The following is a 21,769-nucleotide window of genomic DNA, read 5'->3' on the forward strand; positions in this document are numbered from 1 at the left end:
GGAGTCGCGGCCGCCGTGCCAGACGGCCGTGCGCACCGAGGGCGGCGCAGTGCGCGCACAGCCGCTCGCGCTGCGCGACGCGCAGCCGCGCATGTCGGCCGATGCGCGGTTCGGCGCGACGGTTTGCGCGACCTGTGCGGTGGCGGGCGGCGACGATTGCACTCCCGCATCGACGCTGCGCGCCGCGCGGCGCGGATCGGAGGCGAGCTGCGTCGCGTCGCCCGTATGGAACGGATAGACGGGCACCGGCAGCACCGGCAGCGCGGGTTCGGCGGCCGCCGTCGTGTCGTCCGACGCCTGCGCGAGCAGATGGGCCGCACGCGCACCGGTATCGCGCGCGTCGGGCGCACGGCAGGCCGGATCGGCCTTGCACATCCGGTCGGACAGCACGTAGCCGCCGACCAGCAGCACGAGCGTCAGGATGCTGAGCAGCGGCGCGGTCGACGCACGCGGTCGTCGGAAGGCGGCCGCGCGCAGCGCGGCGGCGATCCGCGCGGCCCAGCGCTCGATGCGGCATGACGGCGCCGCATCGACGGCTTGGTACGCGTTCGCGCCCGCGCGCGCGTGCAGCGGTTCGAACGGCCAGCTTTCGCGCCCGCAAGCGGGGCAGCGCTGCAGCGGATGAAAGGCAACGAACCCGCATTGCCGGCAACGGCAGACGACGTTGCGTCGTCCGGCCGCGCGTGCCTGCGTGACGCCGCGCAGCGTGTCGCGTGCATGAAGGGTCCGGTTCGGCAGGATTCGCATGGTGGAGCTACTCCGGGTGTCGTTGTCGTGCGGCGAGCGTTCCGATCGTCTGCATCGCGTTCTCGACGGCCGGCGTCCACGGCCGGCCGTAGTTGAGGCGCACGTAGCGACGGAAGCCGCCGGTTGCGGAGAAGATGGGGCCCGGCGCGATGCTGATGCCGTTTTCGAGCGCGGCGCCGAACAGGCGCAACGCGTCGACGCGCTTCGGCAGTTCGACCCACAGGAAATAGCCGCCGCCGGGCGCGAACACTTCGGTTCCCTGCGGAAAATACGCGTGCACGGCGGCGACCATCTGCGCCTGATGCGCGGCGAGATTGCGCCGCAGCTTGCGCAGGAAGCGATCGTAGCCGCCGTGCCGAAGATAGCTGGAGATTGCAAGCTGCGCGGGCACGTCGGCCGACGGCGTGCCCATGCAGTTCGCCTGGCGGATCTGCCGCGCATAGCGGCCGGCCGCGACCCAGCCGATGCGGAAGCCGGGCGCGAGGCATTTCGAAAACGATCCGCAATGCAGCACGAGCCCGCTGTCGTCGTACACCTTCGCGGGCCGCACGGGCGTGGCGCCGAACTGCAGCTCGCCGTACACGTCGTCTTCGATCAGCGGCACGCGGTGCGCCGCGAGCAGTTCGATCAGGGCGCGCTTGCGTTCGTCGGACAGCGTCGCGCCGGTCGGATTGTGCAGCGACGTCATGAACCAGCACGCGCGCACCGGATGCGTGTCGAGCGCCTCGGCCAGCGCATCGAGGTCGAGCCCCGTGTGCGGATCGACCGGAATTTCGACCGCCTTCAGATGCAGCCGCTGCACGGCCTGCAGCGCCGCCGGAAATGCCGGGCGCTCGATCGCGACTACTTCGCCCGGACGCGTAAGCGCCTGCAGGCTCAGCATCAGCGCGTCGAGCGCGCCGGTCGTCACGATGATCTCGTCCATCGGCAGCGCCGCGCCGGCCGTCAGATAGCGCAGCGCGATCTGGCGACGCAGCCCGTCTTCGCCGGGCGGCAGACCGGACAGCATCGTCACGCGATCCATGTTGCGCGTCGCGGACTGCACGTAACGCCACAGGCTGCTCATCGGAAACAACGAGTAGTTCGCGAACGCGGAGCCGAGCGGGACGACGTCGCCGTGTTTCAGCGAGTCGAGCAGCCGGCACAGCGCGGTGTCGGCGACGTGCGGCGCGGCGGCCGGCTTGCGCAGCGGATCGAGCGTCGAGCGCAGCCGCGACGCGTCGAGATTCGCGACGAAATAGCCCGAGCGCGGCCGCGCGACGATCAGACCCTCGCTCTCGAGCTGGTAATAGGCGCGAAACACGGTCGACGGACTGACGCGATACGCGCGGCACGCGGCGCGCACGGTCGGAATGCGCTCGCCGGGCGCCAGATCGCCTCGCCGAATCGAATCGGCAATCGTCTGCGCCAGCGCCGCATATCGTTTCATGCCCCCACTCCGGTGCATTACTGAAAAAAAGAGTAGCACGCGCGCCATGCCGCGCAACCGCACGCCGCGCGCTGATCCGTACGTTTTTAACGGGCTCTGATCCTTTTCTTCCCGTCTGCGCAAAGGCATCCTTGCGCAATTTTCGTTCCCGCCCGTTCCCGAGCCGACCGACCCGCGTTCCGCCGCCGGATACCCGCGCCGCGCGGCGTGCGCGCGCGCACGGACGCGGCTCGGCGGCCTTTCCACGTCACTCCGAAAACGCTCTGTGAAATTGAAGACCCTTGCGGCCGGCATCGCGGCCGCCGCCCTCGTTCACCTTTTTTCCGTCGGCACCGCCGACGCCGCCTGTATCAGCAATCCGCCTGCCCAGTCGAGCGCGTCGTTTCCGTCCGCGCTGACCGGCAAGCTCGTGTATCACAGCTACGTCAAGTACGGCGACGGCACGAGCCAGCTTTTCCTGTACGACTTTTCCGCACACACGCTCACGCAACTGAGCAAGAGCACGTGGGGCATCACCGATCCGATGAACGGCGTGTTCAGCCCCGACGGCAAGTGGCTCGCGTTCATGGGCATCCGCAACGGCGCCTGGAACGTGTTCATGTTGCAGCTCGGCGCCGGCACGCCGCCCGTCGACATGACGCACAGCACGGGCGCGACGCGCAACGAGGATCCGAAGTTCAGCCCCGACGGCAAGACGCTCGTGTTCAAACAGAACGGCGACGTGAAGCAGGGCACGCTGTCGTTCACGAGCGCGGGTCCGGTTTTCACGTCGATCGTGAGCCTGACCAACGCGCCGTCGGGTGCCGAATATTCGATGCCGTATCTGTCGCCGGACGCGACCGCCGTCTACTACGCGACCGGCGCCGGCGCGAACATGGGGCTGATGAAGCGCACGATCGCGACGGGTGCGACCGCCACGTTCGATCATCCGGCCGGACTGCAGACCTACTATCCGATGGTGCGCGCGGACGGCATGGTGTTCTACGCGCGCTGGAAGGACAGCGGCGGGCTCGACCAGATCTATGCGAAGAGCGCCGACCCGTCGTCGACGCCGAGCGCGCTGTCGATCAACGACTGCGTGAGCAACAACTCCGATCCGGCGCCCGTGAACGGCACGAACTACCTGTTCTTCTCGTCGACGACGGCGGGCGGCTATCAGCTCTACGTTGGCGACGTGACGACCGGCAAGCGCTGGAGCCTGTCGCCGTTTGGCGTGAACGCCGACTCGACGAAGGCGAAGCTCGGCGCGAACTACTACGGCGGTCCGGCCGCGGCGCAGCCGACGTTGCTGTCGCAAGGGCGGCCGGCCGCGGCATCGGCGAGCTACAACGCTTCGATGACGCCGGACAAGGCGTTCGACGGCAACACGACGAGCACGCGCTGGGATTCGCCGGAAGGCACGGGCGTGGACCCGCAGTGGATCTCGGTCGATCTCGGCGCGGTGAAGACGATCAACAGCGTCGACCTGTACTGGGATGCGGGCGCGCTCGTCTACCAGATCCAGACGTCGAACGACAACGTGAACTGGACGACGATCTACTCGACGAACAACGGCGTGTCGTACCAGCACGTGACCTTGCCGAACCTCAACGGCCGCGGCCGCTACGTGCGGATGCTCGGCACGAAGCGCGCGACGCAGTGGGGCTACTCGCTGTATCAGATGCAGGTGTGGGGATCGTGACCCGTGCGGTGCCGGCGCGGCGCGCCGGCTGCAGATGAAAAAAGCGACCTCGAAAGGTCGCTTTTTTTCGTCGCGATGCGCCGGTCAGGTCACGCGTGAATCGCCAGCGTCGGCAGCGCCGGGCCGCCGGGAGGCGTGCCCTGCGCGAGCGGTGCAACCTGCTTGCGGCGCTCGCGCGTCGGGGCGACGCCGAACGCATCGCGATAGCTCTTGCTGAAATGGCACGCGGACTGGAAGCCGCAGGCCATCGTGATGTGCATGATCGACATGTCGGTCTGCAGCAGCAGCTCGCGCGCGCGGCGCAGTCGCAGCGTCAGGTAGTAGTGCGTCGGCGTCATGCCGAGGTGCTCGCGGAACAGCCGCTGCAACTGCCGCTGCGACATGTTCGCGAGCCGCGCGAGCTCCTCGCGCGACAGCGGCTCCTCGATATTGTTTTCCATCAGCGAGATCACTTCGAACAGCGACTTGTTCGCCGAGCCGAGGCGCGCGACGAGCGGCATCCGCTGCTGTGCGCTCGTGTCGCGCACGTGTTCGACGATGAACTGCTCGGCGATCTGCGTGACGCGCGCGGTGCCGACGCGCGCGGCGATCAGGTTCAGCATCATGTCGAGCGGCGCAACGCCGCCCGTGCAGGTGATGCGGTCGCGATCGATGACGAACAGTTCCTTCAGGAAGCGCGTGTCCGGAAACTCTTCCTTCAGCGCCGACATGTTTTCCCAGTGAATCGCGCACGCGTAGCCGGCGAGCAGGCCCGACTTCGCGAGCGCATAGGTGCCCGTGCAGAGGCTGCCGAGCGGAATGCCGGCGCGTGCGAAACGGCGCAGCGCCGACAGATGCGCGGGCGTCGTCGCGCGTTGCACGTCGACGCCGCCGCATACGAACACGATGTCGGGCTGCCCGACGCATTCGGCCGGACCGGTGTCGACCGTCAGGCCGTTGCTCGCCGTGACCGGGCCGCCGTCGGGGCTGATCACCGACCATCGATACAGAGGCTGACCGCTCAGGTAGTTCGCCATCCGAAGCACCTCGATCGCATTCGTGAACGCGATCATCGTGAAGTTCGGTAAAGGCATGAACGCGAAGTGGGACAGCGACGCTGTACGGTCGGGCGACATGGGGAGCGTTCCTTGAATCTCTAATAGCTTCTGCCCGAGGCACGAATCGGGCTGCAGTATTGTGTGAGCGAGCGCAACAAGCGTGCCATACGGCTAAACCCTAGCTCCATACGTTGTCTGCGTTGAAGCGCGTTGCTGCACTGCACCGAAAGCGTGACCGCGCGCACTGCCGACGCGCGCGGCCGGCACCAGCGGCGTGCCTGTTCATAGGTGAACGGCGAACGTGCTTTTTATTGGCCATCCGAAAAAGCACGATCGATCACTTGTGTAAAACGGACGCGCATGGCGGAAAAGGCAAAGAACGCGTCTAAATTCATCAATCCGCCGAAAATCCGAACGACAAGAATAGAGCCGTCGGCAACCTTGTCTGCCACACGCTTCAAAGCCAGGCAGGGCGGGCCCTTGAGCATCGGTTGCAGCCCCTTATTCTTCGTCACGGACGCACTATGTCGAACACCCAGTCTTTCTTTTCGCAGCCCCTTGCAGAGCGCGACGCGCCGGTGCGCAGCGCCATCCTGAAGGAACTCGAGCGTCAGCAGTCGCAGGTCGAACTGATCGCGTCGGAAAACATCGTGTCGCGCGCCGTGCTCGAGGCGCAAGGCTCGGTGCTCACGAACAAGTACGCGGAAGGCTATCCGGGCAAGCGTTATTACGGCGGCTGCGAGTTCGCGGATGAAGTCGAGGCGCTCGCGATCGACCGCGTGAAGAAGATCTTCAATGCCGGCTATGCGAACGTGCAGCCGCACTCGGGCGCGCAGGCGAACGGCTCGGTGATGCTCGCGCTCGCCAAGCCGGGCGACACGGTGCTCGGGATGTCGCTCGACGCGGGCGGCCACCTGACGCACGGCGCGAAGCCGGCACTGTCGGGCAAGTGGTTCAACGCGGTGCAGTACGGCGTGAACCGCGACACGATGCGCATCGACTACGACCAGGTCGAAGAACTCGCACAGCAGCACAAGCCGAGCCTCATCATCGCGGGCTTCTCCGCGTATCCGCGCGCGCTCGACTTCGCGCGCTTCCGTGCGATCGCCGACAGCGTCGGCGCGAAGCTGATGGTCGACATGGCGCACATCGCGGGCGTGATCGCCGCCGGCCGCCATGCGAACCCGGTCGAACACGCGCACGTCGTCACGTCGACCACGCACAAGACGCTGCGCGGCCCGCGCGGCGGCTTCGTGCTGACCAACGACGAAGAGATCGCGAAGAAGATCAACTCGGCCGTGTTCCCCGGCCTGCAGGGCGGCCCGCTGATGCACGTGATCGCCGGCAAGGCGGTCGCGTTCGGCGAAGTGCTGCAGCCGGACTTCAAGGCGTACATCGACAACGTGCTCGCCAACGCGCAGGCGCTCGGCGAAGTGCTGAAGGCGGGCGGCGTCGATCTCGTCACGGGCGGCACCGACAACCACCTGCTGCTCGTCGATCTGCGCCCGAAGGGGCTGAAGGGCGCGCAGGTCGAGCAGGCGCTCGAACGTGCGGGCATCACGTGCAACAAGAACGGCATTCCGTTCGACACCGAGAAGCCGACGATCACGTCGGGCATCCGTCTCGGTACGCCGGCCGGCACGACGCGCGGCTTCGGCGTCGCGGAGTTCCGCGAGATCGGCCGCCTGATCCTCGAGGTGTTCGACGCACTGCGCGCGAACCCGGAGGGCGACGCCGCGACCGAGCAGCGCGTGCGCCGCGAAATCTTCGCGCTTTGCGAGCGCTTCCCGATTTACTGACCCACACCGGACGAGACTGGAGCGAGAGAAGGATATGAGCACGCTGCATGACGACAGCATCATCATCGACGGCCTGAACATTTCGAAGTTCGAGAAGCCGGTGTTCGAGGACATGCGCAAGGGCGGCATCACGGCCGCGAACTGCACGGTGTCGGTGTGGGAAAACTTCGCGAAGACCGTCGACAACATCGGCGTGATGAAGAAGAAGATCCGCGACAACAGCGAGCTGCTGACGCTGGTGCGCACGACCGACGACATCTTCCGCGCGAAGAAGGAAGGCAAGACGGGGATCATCCTCGGCTTCCAGAACGCGCATGCGTTCGAGGACAACATCGGCTACATCGAGGCGTTCGCCGACATGGGCGTGCGCGTGGTCCAGCTTTGCTACAACACGCAGAACCTCGTCGGCACGGGCTGCTACGAGCGTGACGGCGGGCTGTCGGACTTCGGCCGCGAAGTGATCACCGAGATGAACCGCGTCGGGATCATGGTCGACCTGTCGCACGTCGGCGCGAACACGTCGTCCGAGGCGATCGCGTTCTCGAAGAAGCCGGTGTGCTACTCGCACTGCCTGCCGTCGGGCCTCAAGGAGCATCCGCGCAACAAGAGCGACGCCCAGCTGAAGGAGATCGCCGATGCGGGCGGCTTCGTCGGCGTGACGATGTTCGCGCCGTTCCTGAAGCGCGGGATCGAAGCGAACATCGACGACTACATCGAGGCGATCGACTACGTCGTGAACCTGATCGGCGAAGACGCGGTCGGCATCGGCACGGACTTCACGCAGGACTACGCGAAGGAGTTCTTCGACATGCTGACGCACGACAAGGGCCGCTATCGCCAGCTGACGAACTTCGGCAAGGTGATCAACCCCGAAGGCATCCGCACGATCGGCGAATTCCCGAACCTGACCGCGGCGATGGAACGCCACGGCTGGAAGGAGTCGCGGATCCGCAAGATCATGGGCGAGAACTGGGTGCGCGTGTTCAAGGACGTCTGGGGCGCGTAAGCGCGCACGACGCCGGCCGCCGCCAGCGATTTACACCACAACAACAATCCGGACGTGCCCGCACACAGTGTGCGGGCACGCGGACGATGCCGTGCCTGCGCCTGTGCCGCGCGGCCACTTTTCCTCACGGAGTCACCACGATGCAACCGCAACTGCCGATCGACGTCGATCCCGTTACCGGCGTCTGGACCACCGACGCGCTGCCGATGCTGTACGTGCCGCGCCACTTCTTCACGAACAACCACGTCGCGGTCGAGGAAGCGCTCGGCGTCGAGGCCTATGCCGAGATCCTGTACAAGGCCGGCTACAAGTCCGCTTACCACTGGTGCGACAAGGAAGCCAAGCAGCACGGGATCGCCGGGATGGCCGTGTTCGAGCATTACCTGAAGCGCCTGTCGCAGCGCGGCTGGGGGCTGTTCTCGATCGTCGAGGCCGACCCGGCCACGGCGCGCGCGAAGATCGAGCTGCGCCATTCGTCGTTCGTGCTCCAGCAGCCGGGCAAGGAAGGCAAGCTCTGTTACATGTTCGCCGGCTGGTTCGCCGGTGCGATGGACTGGGTGAACGACACGACGCCGGAAGGCAAGGGCGCGCCGCGCGCGCAGTCGAAGGAAGTGCAGTGCGCGGCCGAACATCACGACCGCTGCATCTTCGAAGTGTCGCCGCTCGCGCATTGATGCACTGAAACAGAACAACACCCGCAACACGAGACATTCGAACGCCAGAGGTCGCCAGCGATGCGTTATCCCCACCTGTTCAAACCCATGCAGCTCAATCAGCTGACGCTGCGTAACCGGATCGTCAGTACCGCGCACGCGGAGGTGTATGCCGAGCCGGGTGGCCTGCCGGGCGACCGCTACATCCGCTACTACGAGGAGAAGGCGAAGGGCGGTGTCGGCCTCGCGATCTGCGGCGGCTCGAGCCCCGTGTCGATCGACAGCCCGCAGGGCTGGTGGAAGTCGGTGAACCTGTCGAACGACAAGATCATCGATCCGCTCACGCGGCTCGCCGACGCGATGCACAAGCACGGCGCGAAGATCATGATCCAGGCGACGCACATGGGCCGCCGCTCGTCGTTCCACGGCGAGCACTGGCCGCATCTGATGTCGCCGTCGGGCGTGCGCGAGCCGGTGCACCGCGGCAACGCGAAGATCATCGAGATCGAGGAGATCCGTCGCATCATCGGCGATTTCGCCGCGGCCGCGAAGCGCGTGCAGGCGGCCGGCATGGACGGCATCGAGATCTCGGCCGCACACCAGCATTTGATCGACCAGTTCTGGAGCCCGCGCTCGAACCACCGCACCGACGAATGGGGCGGCAGCCTGCAGAACCGTCTGCGGTTCGGCATCGAGGTGCTGACGGCCGTGCGCGAAGCGGTCGGCAAGGATTTCTGCGTCGGCCTGCGGATGTGCGGCGACGAATTTCACGAGGACGGCCTGGACCACGAAGCGCTGAAGGAAATCGCGCAGGCGATGGCCGAGACGGGGCTGATCGACTACCTGAGCGTCGTCGGCTCGGGCGGCGATACACACAACACGATCGCGAACTGCATGCCCCCGATGGCGCTGCCGCCGGAGCCGTTCGTGCATCTCGCGGCCGGCATCAAGTCGGTCGTCAAGATTCCGGTGATGCACGCGCAGAGCATCCGCGACGCCGGGCAGGCCGAACGCCTGCTCGCGAACGGGATGATCGACCTGGTCGGCATGACGCGCGCGCAGATTGCCGATCCGCACATGGTGATCAAGATCCGCGACGGCCGTGAGGACGAGATCAAGCAGTGCGTCGGCGCGAACTACTGCATCGACCGCCAGTACAACGGCCTCGACGTGCTCTGCATCCAGAACGCGGCGACCTCGCGCGAAGCGACGATGCCGCACATCATCGAGAAGTCGCGCGGCCCGAAGCGCAAGGTCGTCGTCGTCGGCGCGGGCCCGGCCGGGCTCGAGGCGGCGCGCGTGGCACGCCTGCGCGGCCACGACGTCGTGCTGTTCGAGAAGAACGCGGAAGTCGGCGGCCAGGTGATGATCGCCGCGAAGGCGCCGCAACGCGAACAGATGTCGGGGATCATCCGCTGGTTCGACATGGAGACGAAGCGCATCGGCGTCGACCGGCGTCTCGGCGTGACGGCCGACGAGAAGACGATCATGGCCGAGAAGCCGGACATCGTCGTGCTCGCGACCGGCGGCTCGAGCTTCACGTGGCAGGTGCCCGCGTGGGGCGTCGCCGAAGGGCTCGCCGTCAGCTCGTGGGACATCCTGACCGGCAAGGTCGAGCCGAAGCAGAACGTGCTGCTGTTCGACGGCGTCAGCACGCATGCGGGTGCGGGCGTCGCCGACTTCATGGCGAGCCGCGGCTCGAAGGTCGAGGTCGTCACGCCCGACGTGAAGGTCGCCGACGACTGCGGCGGCACGACGTTCCCGATCTTCTATCGCCGGCTGTACGCGCTCGGCGTGATCCAGACGCCGAACACGATGCTCGACCGCGTCTACGAGGAAGATGGCAAGAAGATCGCGGTGCTGCGCAACGAATACACCGAGGAACTGGAAGAGCGCGCGGTCGACCAGGTCGTGATCGAGAACGGCTCGTCGCCGAACGACGAGCTCTACTGGAAGCTGAAGCCGGAATCGGTGAACCGCGGCCAGATCGATCCGCACACGCTGTTCGCGGCCGAGCCGCAGCCGTGCCTGTCGGAAGAACTCGGCAACGGCCGCTTCCTGCTGTTCCGTGTCGGCGACTGCATCTCGATGCACAACGTCCACGGTGCGATCTACGACTCGCTGCGTCTCGTGAAGGATTTCTGACGATGAATCCGGCATTCCTGATTACCGCGTTGCTGTGGCTGTCGGTGGCGGGGCTCGCGTTCGCGGTCGCGAAGCGCTCGTCGTACTGGCGTCTCGGGCGGGCGACCGCGCCGGGCTCGTTCGGCGTGTCGAACCTGTTCGCGATTCCGAAGCGGTACTTCGTCGATCTGCATCATGTGGTCGCACGCGATCCGTACATCGCGAAGACGCACGTCGCGACCGCCGGCGGCGCAATCGCCGCGCTCGCGCTGGTGTTCGTCAACTACGGCCTCGCGATCTATTCGCCGTGGCTCGACAAGCTGATCTTCCTCGCGGCGCTCGCCATGCTCGTCGGCGCGGTGTTCGTGTGGCGCCGCCGCGCGGCGAAGAACGTGCCGGCGCGTCTGTCGCGCGGCCCGTGGAATACGCTGCCGTGGCTGCTCGGCTCGTTCGCGCTCGGCCTCGTGCTGTTCATGCTCGTGCCGACCGGCGCGATGTCCGGTGCGTTCGCGGTGCTCTGCGCGCTGCTGATCGGCGTCGGCGCATTCGCGATGACGGTCGGCGCCGCGAAGGGCGGCCCGATGAAGCATGCGATCGCCGGGCTGCTGCATCTCGCGTTCCATCCGCGCCAGGAGCGTTTCGCCGCATCGCGCGAATCGTTCACGGGCAACGGCACGGCCACGCCGCCGACCGCGCTGAAGCTGCCCGACATCGAGCACCAGGAGTACGGCGTCGCGAAGCCGGTCGAGTTCCGCTGGAATCAACTGCTGAGCTTCGATGCGTGCGTGCAGTGCGGCAAATGCGAAGCCGCGTGCCCCGCGTTCGCATCGGGGCAGCCGCTGAACCCGAAGAAGCTGATCCAGGATCTCGTCGTCGGGATGGCGGGCGGCACCGATGCCGCCTATGCGGGCAGCCCGACGCCGGGCCTGCCGGTCGGCCAGCATCGCGGCGAACCGAACGGCCCGATCGTGTCGGCGCTGATCGAGGAACAGACGCTGTGGTCGTGCACGACCTGCCGCGCCTGCGTGCAGGAGTGCCCGATGCTGATCGAGCACGTCGACGCGATCGTCGACATGCGCCGCAACCGCACGCTCGTGCACGGCACGGTGCCGGGCAAGGGCCAGGAAGTGCTCGCGAACCTGCGCGAGACGGGCACGATGGGCGGCTATGACACGGCCGCGCGCTACGACTGGTCGGTCGACCTCAATGCGCCGGTCGCGCGTCCCGGCAAGCCGGTCGACGTGCTGTTCGTCGCCGGCGAAGGCGCGTTCGACATGCGCTATCAGCGCACGCTGCGGGCGTTCGTGAAGGTGCTGAACAAGGCGGGCGTCGACTATGCGGTGCTCGGCCCCGACGAAACCGACACGGGCGACGTCGCGCGCCGGCTCGGCGACGAGGCGACGTTCCAGCAGATGGCCAAGCGCCTGATCGGCACGCTCGGCGAGCTGTCGTACAAGCAGATCGTGACGGCCGACCCGCACGTGATGCACAGCCTGCGCAACGAATACCGCGCGCTCGGGCTGCGCGTGACGGTCAAGCATCACACGACCTATCTCGCGGAACTCGCGGACAGCGGCAAGATTGCGCCGAAGGCCGTCGAAGCGCTGCGCGAGAAGCGCACCACGTATCACGATCCGTGCTATCTCGGCCGCTATAACGGCGAGATCGAAGCGCCGCGCAAGCTGCTGAAGACGATCGGCATCCAGGTCGTCGAAATGGAGCGCAACGGCATGCGCGGCCGCTGCTGCGGCGGTGGCGGCGGCGCGCCGCTGACCGACATTCCCGGCAAGCAGCGCATTCCGGACATCCGTATCGCCGACGCGCGCACGGTCGGCGCGGAAGTGGTCGCGGTCGCGTGCCCGAACTGCACGGCGATGCTCGAAGGTGTCGTGGGCCCGCGCCCCGACGTGCTCGACGTGGCCGAACTCGTCGCTGCCTCGCTGGAGTGAATCGATGAACAAGATCAAACGAATCGATCCGCGCCGGCCGTTCGTCATCACGGCCGCCGGCCTGAAACGCATCACGCTCGGCGAGGAAGGCAGCGCAGACGCGAGTGCCGCGCAATGGCCGGCCCACGGCCATGCGGCCGCCGCCGCGAAGCCGCGCCGCGCGGTGCAGGACCCGAAGCACACGATGCTCGTGGTCGCGCATGCCGAACGCGGCTCGCTCGACGACCTGTCGCGCCAGGCGATCGCCGCGGCCGCGCTGCTCGCCGACGCGCAGACCGAAGTCGCGCTGCTCGCCTTCGGCGAACTGAAGGACGACATCGCCGAGCTCGGCGTCGACAAGCTCGTCGAACTCGCGGACTTCGATCGCCGCGCGTTCGCGCCCGAGAGCGAGTTGCAGGCGCTGCAGGCCTGCGTAGCCGCGCTCGCGCCGAAACACGTGTTCGTGCCCGACAACGCGACGGGCGACGGCGATCTCGGCCGCCGCTATGCCGCGGTCGCCGGCGCAAGCGTCGCGACGAACGTCGTCGAGATCGATGCGAAGCACGTCGGCGCCTACGTGCATGCGAAGCGCGCGTTCGCGACGCGCGCGCTGCCCGACGTGATCCTGCTCGCGCCGAACGCGGTCGAAGCGAAGCTGCCGTTCGTCGGCGCGGGCGAGCGGCTGGCCGCCGATTTCATCCGGCCGGCCGCCGACGCCGCACAGCCGTATCGCGATCTCGGCCTCGAGGAAATCGACGCCGCGCAGGTCGCGCTCGAAGAAGCGGACTTCATCGTATCGGCCGGCAACGGCGTGACCGACATCGCCGCATTCGAGCGGCTGGCCGGCGCGTTCGGCGCGGCGATCGGCGCAAGCCGCGTCGCGGTCGACAACGGCCACTTCACGCGCGACAAGCAGGTCGGCGCGACCGGCAAGACGGTCGAAGCGAGCGTCTATATCGCGTTCGGGATCTCGGGCGCGGTGCAGCACCTGCAGGGCATCAAGGATTGCCGCCACGTGATCGCGGTCAACCTCGACGGCAGCGCGCCGATCGCGAAGCGCGCGAACCTGACGGTAGTCGGCGACGCGCAGGCGACGATCGCCGCGCTGATCGAACAGGTGCAGGCCGCGCGTGCCGCGCGCGGACAATCGCCGACCGCGGTCGGCGCTCGTGAACCGGAAGGAGTCGCAGCATGAACGCCCCTCGCCAGTTGCAACGCATCGCCGTGCTCGTGTCCGTCGGCCGGCATCCGGTCAGCGGGACCGCGCGCTACAGCCGCAACGATGCGGCCGCGCTCGAACTCGGCCGCGAACTCGCGGAACGGCATCGCGCGCAGCTCGACGTGATTCATGCGGGCGATCCCGCGAATCCCGCGCTCGCCGAATATCTCGCGCTCGGTGCGCGCACGGTCGACGTGCTCGTCTGCGACGACGGCGAAGACGTCGCGCGCGCGCTCGCTGGCCGCGTCGACGGCTACGACCTCGTGCTGACCGGCACGCGCGCCGAAGGTGCGTTCGACAGCGGGATGCTGCCGTATCGCGTCGCCGCGGCGCTCGGCTATCCGCTCGTCGGATCGGCCGTCGACGTGTCGGTCGACGGCGGCCGCGCGACGGTGCGGCAATTCTTACCGAAAGGCCTGCGCCGCCGCGTCGATGCCGCGCTGCCGGCCGTCGTCGCGGTCCATCCGCTCGCGAATGCGCAGCCGCGCTACGCGTACGCGCGGCTGCGTGCCGGGACGATTCGTCCGGCGCGCACGGTGACCGGCGCCGACGCCGAAACGGCCGCATGGAAGGTCGGCCCGATCGAGCGCAAGCCGGTGAAGCTGGCGGCCGCCGAGAAGCGCTCCGGGCATGCCCGGATGCTGTCGGCGACGACGACCGAAAGCCGTGGCGGCAACGTCGTAATTGAGGGGAGTTCGGTCGAAAAAGCACAAGTGATCCTCGCGTATTTGCGCGAGCATCAGCTCATCGACTATTGATTCTGTCGGCAAGAACCCAGGGATGCAAGGAATCCGGAGCAAACGATGAAAGTATCGGCAGACATTCGTGCACTGATCGAGCGACGCAAGGAAGGCCACAGCCTCGAGGCGCCGTTCTACACGAGCGAGGAGATTTTCGCGCTGGACATGGAAGCGATCTTCCGCCAGCACTGGATCCAGGTCGCGGTCGAACCCGACATTCCCGAGCCGGGCGACTACGTGACGGTCGAGCTCGGCAGCGATTCGATCCTGATCGTGCGCGACGACGACATGGAGATCCGCGCGTTCCACAACGTGTGCCGTCACCGCGGCGCGCGCCTGTGCAACGAGGACAAGGGTTCGGTCGGCAACATCGTATGCCCGTACCACAGCTGGACGTACAACCTGACGGGCCAGCTGATGTTCGCCGAGCACATGGGCGAGAAGTTCGACCGCTGCAAGCATAGCCTGAAGCCGGTGCACGTCGAGAACCTCGCGGGCCTGATCTTCATCTGCCTCGCCGAGGAGCCGCCCGCCGACTTCGCGCAGATGCGCGCCGCGATGGAGCCGTACCTGCTGCCGCACGATCTGCCGAACACGAAGATCGCCGCGCAGATCGACATCATCGAGGAAGGCAACTGGAAGCTCACGATGGAGAACAACCGCGAGTGCTATCACTGCGTCGCGAACCATCCGGAGCTGACGATCTCGCTGTACGAATACGGCTTCGGCTATCAGCGCTCGGAGGCGAACGCCGAAGGGATGGACGCCTTTGCGGAAACCTGCATCCGCCGCGGCAAGGAATGGGCCGAGATGGGCCTGCCGTCGGTCGAGATCGAGAAGCTGCTCGACGTGACGGGCTTTCGCACGCAGCGGCTGCCGCTCGATCGCAGCGGCGAGTCGCAGACGCTCGACGCCAAGGTCGCCTCGAAGAAGCTGCTCGGCGAATTCCGACAGGCCGATCTCGGCGGGCTGTCGTTCTGGACGCAGCCGAACTCGTGGCATCACTTCATGAGCGATCACATCGTGACGTTCTCCGTGATTCCGCTGTCGGCCGGCAAGACGCTCGTGCGCACCAAGTGGCTCGTGCACAAGGATGCGAAGGAAGGCATCGACTACGACGTGAAGAACCTGACGGCCGTGTGGAACGCGACCAACGACCAGGACCGCGCGCTCGTCGAATTCTCGCAGCGCGGCGCGAACAGCAGCGCATACGAGCCCGGCCCGTACTCGCCGTTCACGGAAGGGCTCGTCGAGAAATTCTCGGCGTGGTACATCGGCCGGCTCGCCGAAAAGACCGGCGCATAGCGATTAGCGATTTAGCAGCGGAGTCAAACATGATGCGAGATGCGGCCAATTTCGAGCCGACCGACAGCCGGGTCACGCGCCCGGCTTTCTGGAACGCCCTTGCCGAGCGCTGGACGAGCGACGTCGAGGAAACGCTGGTGTGCTGCCACGTGCGGCAGGAAACGCACGACGTGAAGAGCTTTTTCTTCCGTTCGCCGCAGGGCCGCACGTTCTCGTTCGAGCCCGGCCAGTTCATCACGCTCGAGCTCGACATCGACGGCGAGACGATCAATCGCTGCTACACGATCTCGTCGTCGCCGACGCGGCCGCACACCATCTCGATCACCGTCAAGCGCGTGCCGGGCGGCAAGGTGTCGAACTGGCTGCACGACAACCTGCAGCCGGGCGCGTCGGTGCGCGTGCTCGGGCCGGCCGGCGAGTTCACCTGCGCGCGGCATCCGGCGCGCAAGTATCTGTTCCTGTCCGCGGGTTCGGGCGTCACGCCGCTGATGTCGATGAGCCGTGCGCATCACGATCTCGCCGAGGATCGCGACATCGTGTTCGTGCACAGCGCACGCACGCCGGACGACATCATCTTCGCGCGCGAGCTCGATCTGATCGCGTCGAACCACGCGAATTTCCGCACGTCGTTCGTCGTCGAACGCGTCGGCACGCGCACGAACTGGCCGGGCGTCACCGGCTTTCTGACGCTGCCGCTGCTGAAGCTGATCGCACCGGACTTCATGGAGCGCGAGATCTTCACGTGCGGCCCGGCGCCGTACATGAAGGCCGTGCGCGACCTGCTCGACGAAGCCGGTTTCGACCGCAAGCGCTATCACGAGGAAAGCTTCTCGTTCGAGACGCTCGCGCAGACGGCCAGCGACGAGCTGCTCGCCGAGCTCGCGCCGGTGGCCGACGACGCCGAGGTCGCGACGAAGCAGTTCACGGTCAGCTTCGCGAAGAGCAACCGCGAGGTGTCGTGCGGCGCCGATCAGCACGTGCTCGATGCGGCGCGCCGCTCGGGCGTGCGGCTGCCGGCCTCGTGCACGCAGGGCATGTGCGGCACCTGCAAGGTAAAGCTGGTGTCGGGTCAGGTCGACATGAAGCACAACGGCGGGATTCGCCAGCGCGAGATCGACCAGGGCATGGTGCTGCTGTGCTGCAGCAAGCCGCTTTCGGATCTCGTCATCGATAAGTAACGACCGGCCGCGATGCGACGCGCCGCGTCGCATCCGGACAAGCATCTGTCGGAAAAAAACGCTACCGCGGATTTGTGGTTGAAGAACCTAGAGAGACAACGCGCAGGGTGCGCATTTCAAGGAGATCGACCATGAAGCTACTCGGAAAACTGTTGTGGACCGGCGCACTGTCGGCGATGGTGGCGTTGAGTGCATCCGCGCTCGCGGATACGAAACCGACGCTGAAGATCGGCTACGTCGAAGGCTGGGACGACAGCGTCGCGACCTCGAATGTCGCGGCCCGCGTGATCGAGAAGAAGCTCGGCTACCAGGTGCAGCTCGTGCCGGTCGCGGCCGGGATCATGTGGCAGGGCGTTGCGCGCGGCGATCTCGACGCGACGCTGTCGGCCTGGCTGCCGGTCACGCACGGCTCGTACTGGAGCGAATACAAGAGCAAGGTCGTCGACGTCGGCGCGAACTTTCCCGACGCGAAGATCGGCCTGATCGTCCCGGATTACGTGAAGGCGAAGAGCATCGAGGATCTGAACGCGGAGAAGAGCAGTTTCGGCGGCCGCATCGTCGGCATCGACGCCGGTGCGGGCGTGATGCGCAAGACCGACGAAGCGATCAAGAACTACGGGCTCAGCTATACGCTGATGCCGAGTTCTGGCAGCGCGATGACGGCCGAACTGTCGCGCTCGGTGAGCGCGAACAAGCCGGTGATCGTGACGGGCTGGGCGCCGCACTGGATGTTCGCGAAATGGAAGCTGCGCTTCCTCGAGGATCCGAAGAAGGTGTTCGGCGGTGCCGAGCACGTCGACAGTGTCGTGAATCCGCAGCTCGAAACGAAGGCGAAGCCGGTCGTTGCCTTCCTGAAGAAATTCCAGTGGAAGCCGGGCGAGATCGACAGCGTGATGCTCGCGATCCAGAACGGCGCGAAGCCGGAAGCGGCTGCCGACGCGTGGATCGCCGCGCATGCCGACCGCGTGAACGCATGGACCGAAGGCGCGCAGTAAACGGCTGACGGTTCGTCAGCCGAAACATCAAAACAATACGCCGGGAATGGCGAGCAGGAATCCGAAACGATCGCGATGACTTGCTCCCATATCCCGGAATTTTTTTACCGATTCTGCAAGAAAGTGCGCATGTTGTTACACTACGGCGCTTGTGCGGAGTCATCACAGGAGGATTTGGATGAGTCAAGCAGGACTGCGTGCGAGCCGCACCAGTGATGTCGAGGCAACCATCTCACATGATTCGACAGGCCATACGCTGCATCGTGGCCTGACATGGAAGGACGCATTCTGGGTGACGAGCGGCGTGCCGGCAGGCGTGCTGTTCACGATCGGCGGGGTATGTGCGACGATCGGCCAGCCCGCGTGGGCGATCTGGATCGCCGCGATCACGATGGGGCTGATCCAAAGCGCGACTTATGCGGAAATATCGGGGCTATTTCCTCATAAATCGGGCGGCGCGTCGGTATACGGCGCGATCGGTTGGGTTCGCTACAGCAAGCTGATTGCCCCGGTTTCCGTGTGGTGCAACTGGCTCGCATGGTCTCCGATGCTCGCGCTCGGCTGCGGTCTCGCCGCGAGCTATGCGCTCACGAGTCTCTTTCCGGCCGATGCAGCGGTGCTGCACTGGCAGTTCAAGGTCGCGGATCTCGGTTTCATCAAGCCGGGTCTGTCATTGCGGATCAACGCGACGTTCATCATCGCGACGATCCTGCTTCTGATCACGTTCAAGCTTCAGCACAGCGGTGCGTCGAAAGCCGCGCGCACGCAGCGCATTCTCGGCATCGCTTCGCTGACGCCGCTGCTGATCGTCGGCATCGTGCCGTTCGTCACCGGCGACGTGCCGATGTCGAACCTGCTCCCGCTGCTGCCGCTCGGCCATGACGCGCACGGCAATCTGACGGCCGCGACGTTCGGTACGTGGAACGGGCAGGGCGTCGTGATGGCGCTCGGCGCGATGTTCATGGCGGGCTGGGCGTCGTACGGTTTCGAGACGGCCGTCTGCTATACGCGCGAATTCCGCGATCCGCGTCGCGACACCGCGAAGGCGATTTTCTGGTCGGGTGCGCTCTGTCTCGTCGTGATGACGCTCGTGCCGATGGCGTTTCAGGGCGCGCTCGGCACGCAGGCGATGCTCGATCCGGCGATCGGCGACGGCACCGGCGTCGCGGCCGCAATGGCGAAGATCGTCGGCGGCGGCGCGTGGGTCGCCAATGCGGTCGTCGTGATGCTGATGCTGTCGATCCTGCTGATCGTGATGACGTCGATGATGGGCTCGTCGCGCACGCTCTATCAGGCATCGGTCGACGGCTGGCTGCCGAAATTCCTGTCGCACGTGAACGAGCACGGCGCGCCGACGCGCGCGATGTGGACCGATCTCGGCTTCAACCTCGTGTTGCTGATGATGTCGGACTACATGACGGTGCTGTCGATTTCCAACGTCTGCTACATGTTGTTCGTGTTCCTGAATTTGCAGTCGGGCTGGATCCACCGGATGGATCGCGGCAGCTGGGATCGTCCGTTCCGTTGCCCGACTTGGCTGCTCGTCGCGGGCTCGATCTGCGGGTATGCGAACCTCGTGTATGTCGGCGCGGGCGCGAATCTGCAAGGCGAAGGCACGCTGCGCAACGGGCTGATCGCGATGCTGCTGATCGTGCCGGTGTTCGTGTATCGCCACTACTGGCAGGATCGCGGGCGCTTTCCCGCGCAGATGCAGCGCGACATGGAGCTCGAGGTGCCGAAGCGCAGCGTGTGGCTGAATCTCGCACCGTATGCGGCGCTGATCGGCGCGGCGCTGACGATCTGGTTGTCGTATTACTTTGCCTGGGTGAAGTGAGCGCTTCACGCGTGCCCGATTCGCGCGCCGGTCCCGGCAAGCTCGCACGGGGCTGTCGCGCGATCGCGGTACGGCAGGTGTAACAGGCCGCCCCGGCCGAACCGTTCATCTCTACGGCTGCGTTCTGCGGCATTGTCTTTTTCTCCGCTCATCCTCCCGCCTTCTGTTAGTTCGCGGAGCTCGCCTCGTCGGACCGACCCGCTCGGTCATGCAGGATGGAGTTCCGCGAATTTCTGGCGATACGCGGCTATAGCTCCAACCTGTACGAGGAGGCCAACCCGGCACTGTGTGCCAGGAACCCCGGCGAATCGGGCCGCTTGACCACGGAGGCGTCTAACGGACTGACCAAGCTTGCGGACAATGGCTATCGGTCAGCTCACTTCGGAATACCGCTCGGGGAGCGGAGGTATTGCTCAAGTCTGATACGCTGTTCAAGGTTCTCGACCGTAGTAACGACGCCGCGAGGGATCTTGGAATATCACATTGGAAGAACAGTGATGAGCGATAAGGATGCAGCGTTGTCGGCAGAGCAGCGGGCGGCCGTCGAGCGTGCGGCCGCGCGTGTGGCGCGACGTAGCCGATATCCCGCGGATATGGGTTTTCAGCCCTATTCCGGCCGATTCACCAACGCGGATGTGACGCTCAAGACGCCATGGCTGAGCGAATATTTCAAGTTCAGGAATCGGAATCCGCGGGCCGATCGTGATGCGTTGCGCGCCGTTCAGCAGCAGATCGGCGCGGACAGATCGGAAATCATCGATCGGTTTCGCGGCGCAATGCTGGGACTGGCAATTGGCGATGCGCTAGGCACGACGCTCGAGTTTTCGCCGAGAGACAGCGCTACGGTTACCGATATCGTCGGGGGCGGCCCCTTTCATCTCAAGCCCGGCGACTGGACCGACGATACGAGCATGGCATGCTGTCTCGCGTACAGTCTTCTCCATTCGCATCGATTCGATCCCGACCATGCGATGCTGGCTTTTTCCTACTGGTATCGATTCGGCGCATACAGCCCGACTGGAGAGTGTTTCGATATCGGCGGTACCACCCGGGCAGCGCTCGATCGTTTCTTGAAAACGGGGAATGCGTTCTCCGGCGACACCGATCCGCATTCGGCAGGAAACGGATCGCTGATGCGGCTCGCTCCGGTCGTGCTGTTCTATGCGAACGATTTCGAGAAGGCGGTGCATTTTGCAGCCGAAAGCTCCCGGCTTACGCATGGGGCGAAAGAGGCCGTCGATGCCTGCAGGTTTTTTGCCGCGCTGATGTGGGGCGCGTTCGCGGGGTTTTCAAAAGAAGACATCTTAGGTGACCGATTCTCGCCTCTGCCCGGGTATTGGGATGAAAGTCCACTCGCGCCGGCCGTCGAGCAAATCGCACGCGGCTCGTACAAGAAAAAATCCCGCAGCGAGATCTCGTCGTCGGGCTACGTGATCGACACGCTCGAAGCGGCATTGTGGGCGTTCTATCACCATGACGATTTCGAGCCGGGAATGCTTGCGGCGGTTAATCTGGCGGGAGACTCGGATACCATCGGCGCCGTTTTTGGGCAGGTCGCCGGCGCCTGCTACGGAGAGACGCGGATTCCTGTCAGATGGATCGTCAATACGCACGCGGCACACGGGTTTTATCACTTTGCCGAGGACTTGCTGGCAGCGTCCCGCATGGATCAATCCGGGGATTGAAGGCGCGCAAAAAAGCGTTGAGCCGTAGCCACAGGTTCCAACGCTGCATCGAGGAACAGCAAGGACGGGAAGCGAATGCGCGCTTGACCGATATCGGTTCAGAGATTTCCAGGCCGGACGCAGAGCGCACGACACGCGTGTCGTGCGTTCCTTGGCAGGCCGCGACCGCAAGGAAAAGCTCTCGCGCCTTACGAAAACACCACCGTCCGATCCCCGTTCAAAAACACCCTTCGCTCGATAAACGCCTTCACCGCGCGCGCGAGCGTGATGCATTCGACATCGCGTCCGACAGCGAGCAACTGCTCCGGCCGCAATGCATGATCGACGCGCTCGACGACCTGCTCGATGATCGGGCCTTCGTCGAGATCGTCGGTCACGAAGTGCGCGGTCGCGCCGATCAGCTTCACGC

Annotated in this window: 18 protein-coding genes; 13 read left to right on the forward strand and 5 right to left on the reverse strand. The window is 65.7% G+C overall.

The genetic code is table 11. The features are described 5' to 3' along the window. Together HMPREF3115_RS02825 and HMPREF3115_RS02830 are read right to left on the reverse strand one after the other, a co-directional pair. On the reverse strand, positions 1–747 hold a 747-nt coding region (locus HMPREF3115_RS02825; RefSeq protein WP_070553377.1), incomplete at its 3' end, for a PhlB family protein. A 7-nt stretch (positions 748–754) separates the two neighbouring features. Further along, positions 755–2,176 carry an aminotransferase-like domain-containing protein gene (locus tag HMPREF3115_RS02830; RefSeq protein ID WP_006406021.1) on the reverse strand — a complete coding sequence of 474 codons (1,422 nt, stop codon included), beginning with the start codon at positions 2,174–2,176 and terminating at the stop codon, positions 755–757. 265 nt (positions 2,177–2,441) lie between these two features. Between HMPREF3115_RS02830 and HMPREF3115_RS02835 the strand changes: the two genes are divergently transcribed. After that, positions 2,442–3,857 (forward strand): discoidin domain-containing protein, encoded by a 1,416-nt coding sequence (locus tag HMPREF3115_RS02835; RefSeq protein ID WP_006410999.1) that lies wholly within the window; start codon positions 2,442–2,444, stop codon positions 3,855–3,857. Positions 3,858–3,946: 89 nt separating this feature from the next. Here the strand turns inward: HMPREF3115_RS02835 and HMPREF3115_RS02840 are convergent, their stop codons facing one another. Together HMPREF3115_RS02840 and HMPREF3115_RS02845 are read right to left on the reverse strand one after the other, a co-directional pair. Further along, positions 3,947–4,972, reverse strand: coding sequence for a GlxA family transcriptional regulator (locus HMPREF3115_RS02840; RefSeq protein WP_006396357.1), 1,026 nt, complete (start codon positions 4,970–4,972; stop codon positions 3,947–3,949). A gap of 230 nt (positions 4,973–5,202) precedes the next feature. Then, the gene (locus HMPREF3115_RS02845) at positions 5,203–5,409 is read right to left on the reverse strand and encodes a hypothetical protein (RefSeq protein ID WP_006406023.1); all 207 of its coding nucleotides are present in this window, start codon (positions 5,407–5,409) and stop codon (positions 5,203–5,205) included. A 9-nt stretch (positions 5,410–5,418) separates the two neighbouring features. Here HMPREF3115_RS02845 and HMPREF3115_RS02850 point away from each other — a divergent pair, with 9 nt between their 5' ends. From HMPREF3115_RS02850 to HMPREF3115_RS02905, 12 genes are all read left to right on the forward strand, one after another. Further along, on the forward strand, positions 5,419–6,693 hold the full coding sequence (locus tag HMPREF3115_RS02850; RefSeq protein WP_006410995.1) for a serine hydroxymethyltransferase: 1,275 nt from the start codon (positions 5,419–5,421) through the stop codon (positions 6,691–6,693). 34 nt (positions 6,694–6,727) lie between these two features. Continuing rightward, on the forward strand, positions 6,728–7,699 hold the full coding sequence (locus HMPREF3115_RS02855) for a dipeptidase (protein WP_006396360.1): 972 nt from the start codon (positions 6,728–6,730) through the stop codon (positions 7,697–7,699). Between the two features lie 140 nt (positions 7,700–7,839). After that, the gene (locus HMPREF3115_RS02860; protein WP_006396361.1) at positions 7,840–8,373 is read left to right on the forward strand and encodes a DUF5943 domain-containing protein; all 534 of its coding nucleotides are present in this window, start codon (positions 7,840–7,842) and stop codon (positions 8,371–8,373) included. Between the two features lie 60 nt (positions 8,374–8,433). Then, the gene (locus HMPREF3115_RS02865) at positions 8,434–10,497 is read left to right on the forward strand and encodes an NADH:flavin oxidoreductase (RefSeq protein WP_053298246.1); all 2,064 of its coding nucleotides are present in this window, start codon (positions 8,434–8,436) and stop codon (positions 10,495–10,497) included. Positions 10,498–10,499: 2 nt separating this feature from the next. Beyond that, the gene (locus tag HMPREF3115_RS02870; protein WP_053298247.1) at positions 10,500–12,425 is read left to right on the forward strand and encodes a (Fe-S)-binding protein; all 1,926 of its coding nucleotides are present in this window, start codon (positions 10,500–10,502) and stop codon (positions 12,423–12,425) included. Between the two features lie 4 nt (positions 12,426–12,429). Continuing rightward, positions 12,430–13,599 carry an electron transfer flavoprotein subunit alpha/FixB family protein gene (locus HMPREF3115_RS02875; protein WP_070553378.1) on the forward strand — a complete coding sequence of 390 codons (1,170 nt, stop codon included), beginning with the start codon at positions 12,430–12,432 and terminating at the stop codon, positions 13,597–13,599. Beyond that, a complete protein-coding gene (locus HMPREF3115_RS02880) occupies positions 13,596–14,381 on the forward strand; it encodes an electron transfer flavoprotein subunit beta/FixA family protein (protein WP_006396365.1) in 786 nt (261 codons plus the stop codon). The genes HMPREF3115_RS02875 and HMPREF3115_RS02880 overlap by 4 nt, the downstream gene beginning before the upstream one ends. Before the next feature lie 45 nt (positions 14,382–14,426). After that, a complete protein-coding gene (locus HMPREF3115_RS02885; protein WP_006396366.1) occupies positions 14,427–15,668 on the forward strand; it encodes an aromatic ring-hydroxylating oxygenase subunit alpha in 1,242 nt (413 codons plus the stop codon). A 29-nt stretch (positions 15,669–15,697) separates the two neighbouring features. Beyond that, positions 15,698–16,846, forward strand: coding sequence for an FAD-binding oxidoreductase (locus tag HMPREF3115_RS02890; protein ID WP_006406027.1), 1,149 nt, complete (start codon positions 15,698–15,700; stop codon positions 16,844–16,846). A gap of 131 nt (positions 16,847–16,977) precedes the next feature. Beyond that, positions 16,978–17,841 carry a glycine betaine ABC transporter substrate-binding protein gene (locus HMPREF3115_RS02895; protein WP_006406029.1) on the forward strand — a complete coding sequence of 288 codons (864 nt, stop codon included), beginning with the start codon at positions 16,978–16,980 and terminating at the stop codon, positions 17,839–17,841. Between the two features lie 178 nt (positions 17,842–18,019). Then, positions 18,020–19,675: a trimethylamine N-oxide permease gene (locus tag HMPREF3115_RS02900; RefSeq protein ID WP_070553379.1), complete on the forward strand. Its 1,656-nt coding sequence runs from the start codon at positions 18,020–18,022 to the stop codon at positions 19,673–19,675. Positions 19,676–20,172: 497 nt separating this feature from the next. Further along, positions 20,173–21,360, forward strand: a complete 1,188-nt coding sequence (locus HMPREF3115_RS02905; protein WP_070553380.1) for an ADP-ribosylglycohydrolase family protein — start codon at positions 20,173–20,175, stop codon at positions 21,358–21,360. A gap of 188 nt (positions 21,361–21,548) precedes the next feature. Here the strand turns inward: HMPREF3115_RS02905 and HMPREF3115_RS32165 are convergent. Next, on the reverse strand, positions 21,549–21,769 hold a 221-nt coding region (locus tag HMPREF3115_RS32165), incomplete at its 5' end, for a formyltransferase family protein (RefSeq protein ID WP_371089349.1).

It is taken from the genome of Burkholderia sp. HMSC10F09 (assembly GCF_001806955.1).
In the GTDB taxonomy this organism is placed as follows: Bacteria; Pseudomonadota; Gammaproteobacteria; order Burkholderiales; family Burkholderiaceae; genus Burkholderia; species Burkholderia multivorans.

What these genes read in the sequence shown, in the direction of transcription:
- HMPREF3115_RS02900 (WP_070553379.1), top strand. Translation starts at nt 18,020, where the DNA reads ATGAGTCAAGCAGGACTGCGTGCGAGCCGCACCAGTGATGTCGAGGCA.
- HMPREF3115_RS02895 (WP_006406029.1), top strand. Translation starts at nt 16,978, where the DNA reads ATGAAGCTACTCGGAAAACTGTTGTGGACCGGCGCACTGTCGGCGATG.
- HMPREF3115_RS02855 (WP_006396360.1), top strand. Translation starts at nt 6,728, where the DNA reads ATGAGCACGCTGCATGACGACAGCATCATCATCGACGGCCTGAACATT.
- HMPREF3115_RS02905 (WP_070553380.1), top strand. Translation starts at nt 20,173, where the DNA reads ATGAGCGATAAGGATGCAGCGTTGTCGGCAGAGCAGCGGGCGGCCGTC.
- HMPREF3115_RS02870 (WP_053298247.1), top strand. Translation starts at nt 10,500, where the DNA reads ATGAATCCGGCATTCCTGATTACCGCGTTGCTGTGGCTGTCGGTGGCG.
- HMPREF3115_RS02890 (WP_006406027.1), top strand. Translation starts at nt 15,698, where the DNA reads ATGATGCGAGATGCGGCCAATTTCGAGCCGACCGACAGCCGGGTCACG.
- HMPREF3115_RS02850 (WP_006410995.1), top strand. Translation starts at nt 5,419, where the DNA reads ATGTCGAACACCCAGTCTTTCTTTTCGCAGCCCCTTGCAGAGCGCGAC.
- HMPREF3115_RS02830 (WP_006406021.1), bottom strand. Translation starts at nt 2,176, where the DNA reads ATGAAACGATATGCGGCGCTGGCGCAGACGATTGCCGATTCGATTCGG.
- HMPREF3115_RS02875 (WP_070553378.1), top strand. Translation starts at nt 12,430, where the DNA reads ATGAACAAGATCAAACGAATCGATCCGCGCCGGCCGTTCGTCATCACG.
- HMPREF3115_RS02880 (WP_006396365.1), top strand. Translation starts at nt 13,596, where the DNA reads ATGAACGCCCCTCGCCAGTTGCAACGCATCGCCGTGCTCGTGTCCGTC.
- HMPREF3115_RS02840 (WP_006396357.1), bottom strand. Translation starts at nt 4,972, where the DNA reads ATGTCGCCCGACCGTACAGCGTCGCTGTCCCACTTCGCGTTCATGCCT.
- HMPREF3115_RS02860 (WP_006396361.1), top strand. Translation starts at nt 7,840, where the DNA reads ATGCAACCGCAACTGCCGATCGACGTCGATCCCGTTACCGGCGTCTGG.
- HMPREF3115_RS02865 (WP_053298246.1), top strand. Translation starts at nt 8,434, where the DNA reads ATGCGTTATCCCCACCTGTTCAAACCCATGCAGCTCAATCAGCTGACG.
- HMPREF3115_RS02885 (WP_006396366.1), top strand. Translation starts at nt 14,427, where the DNA reads ATGAAAGTATCGGCAGACATTCGTGCACTGATCGAGCGACGCAAGGAA.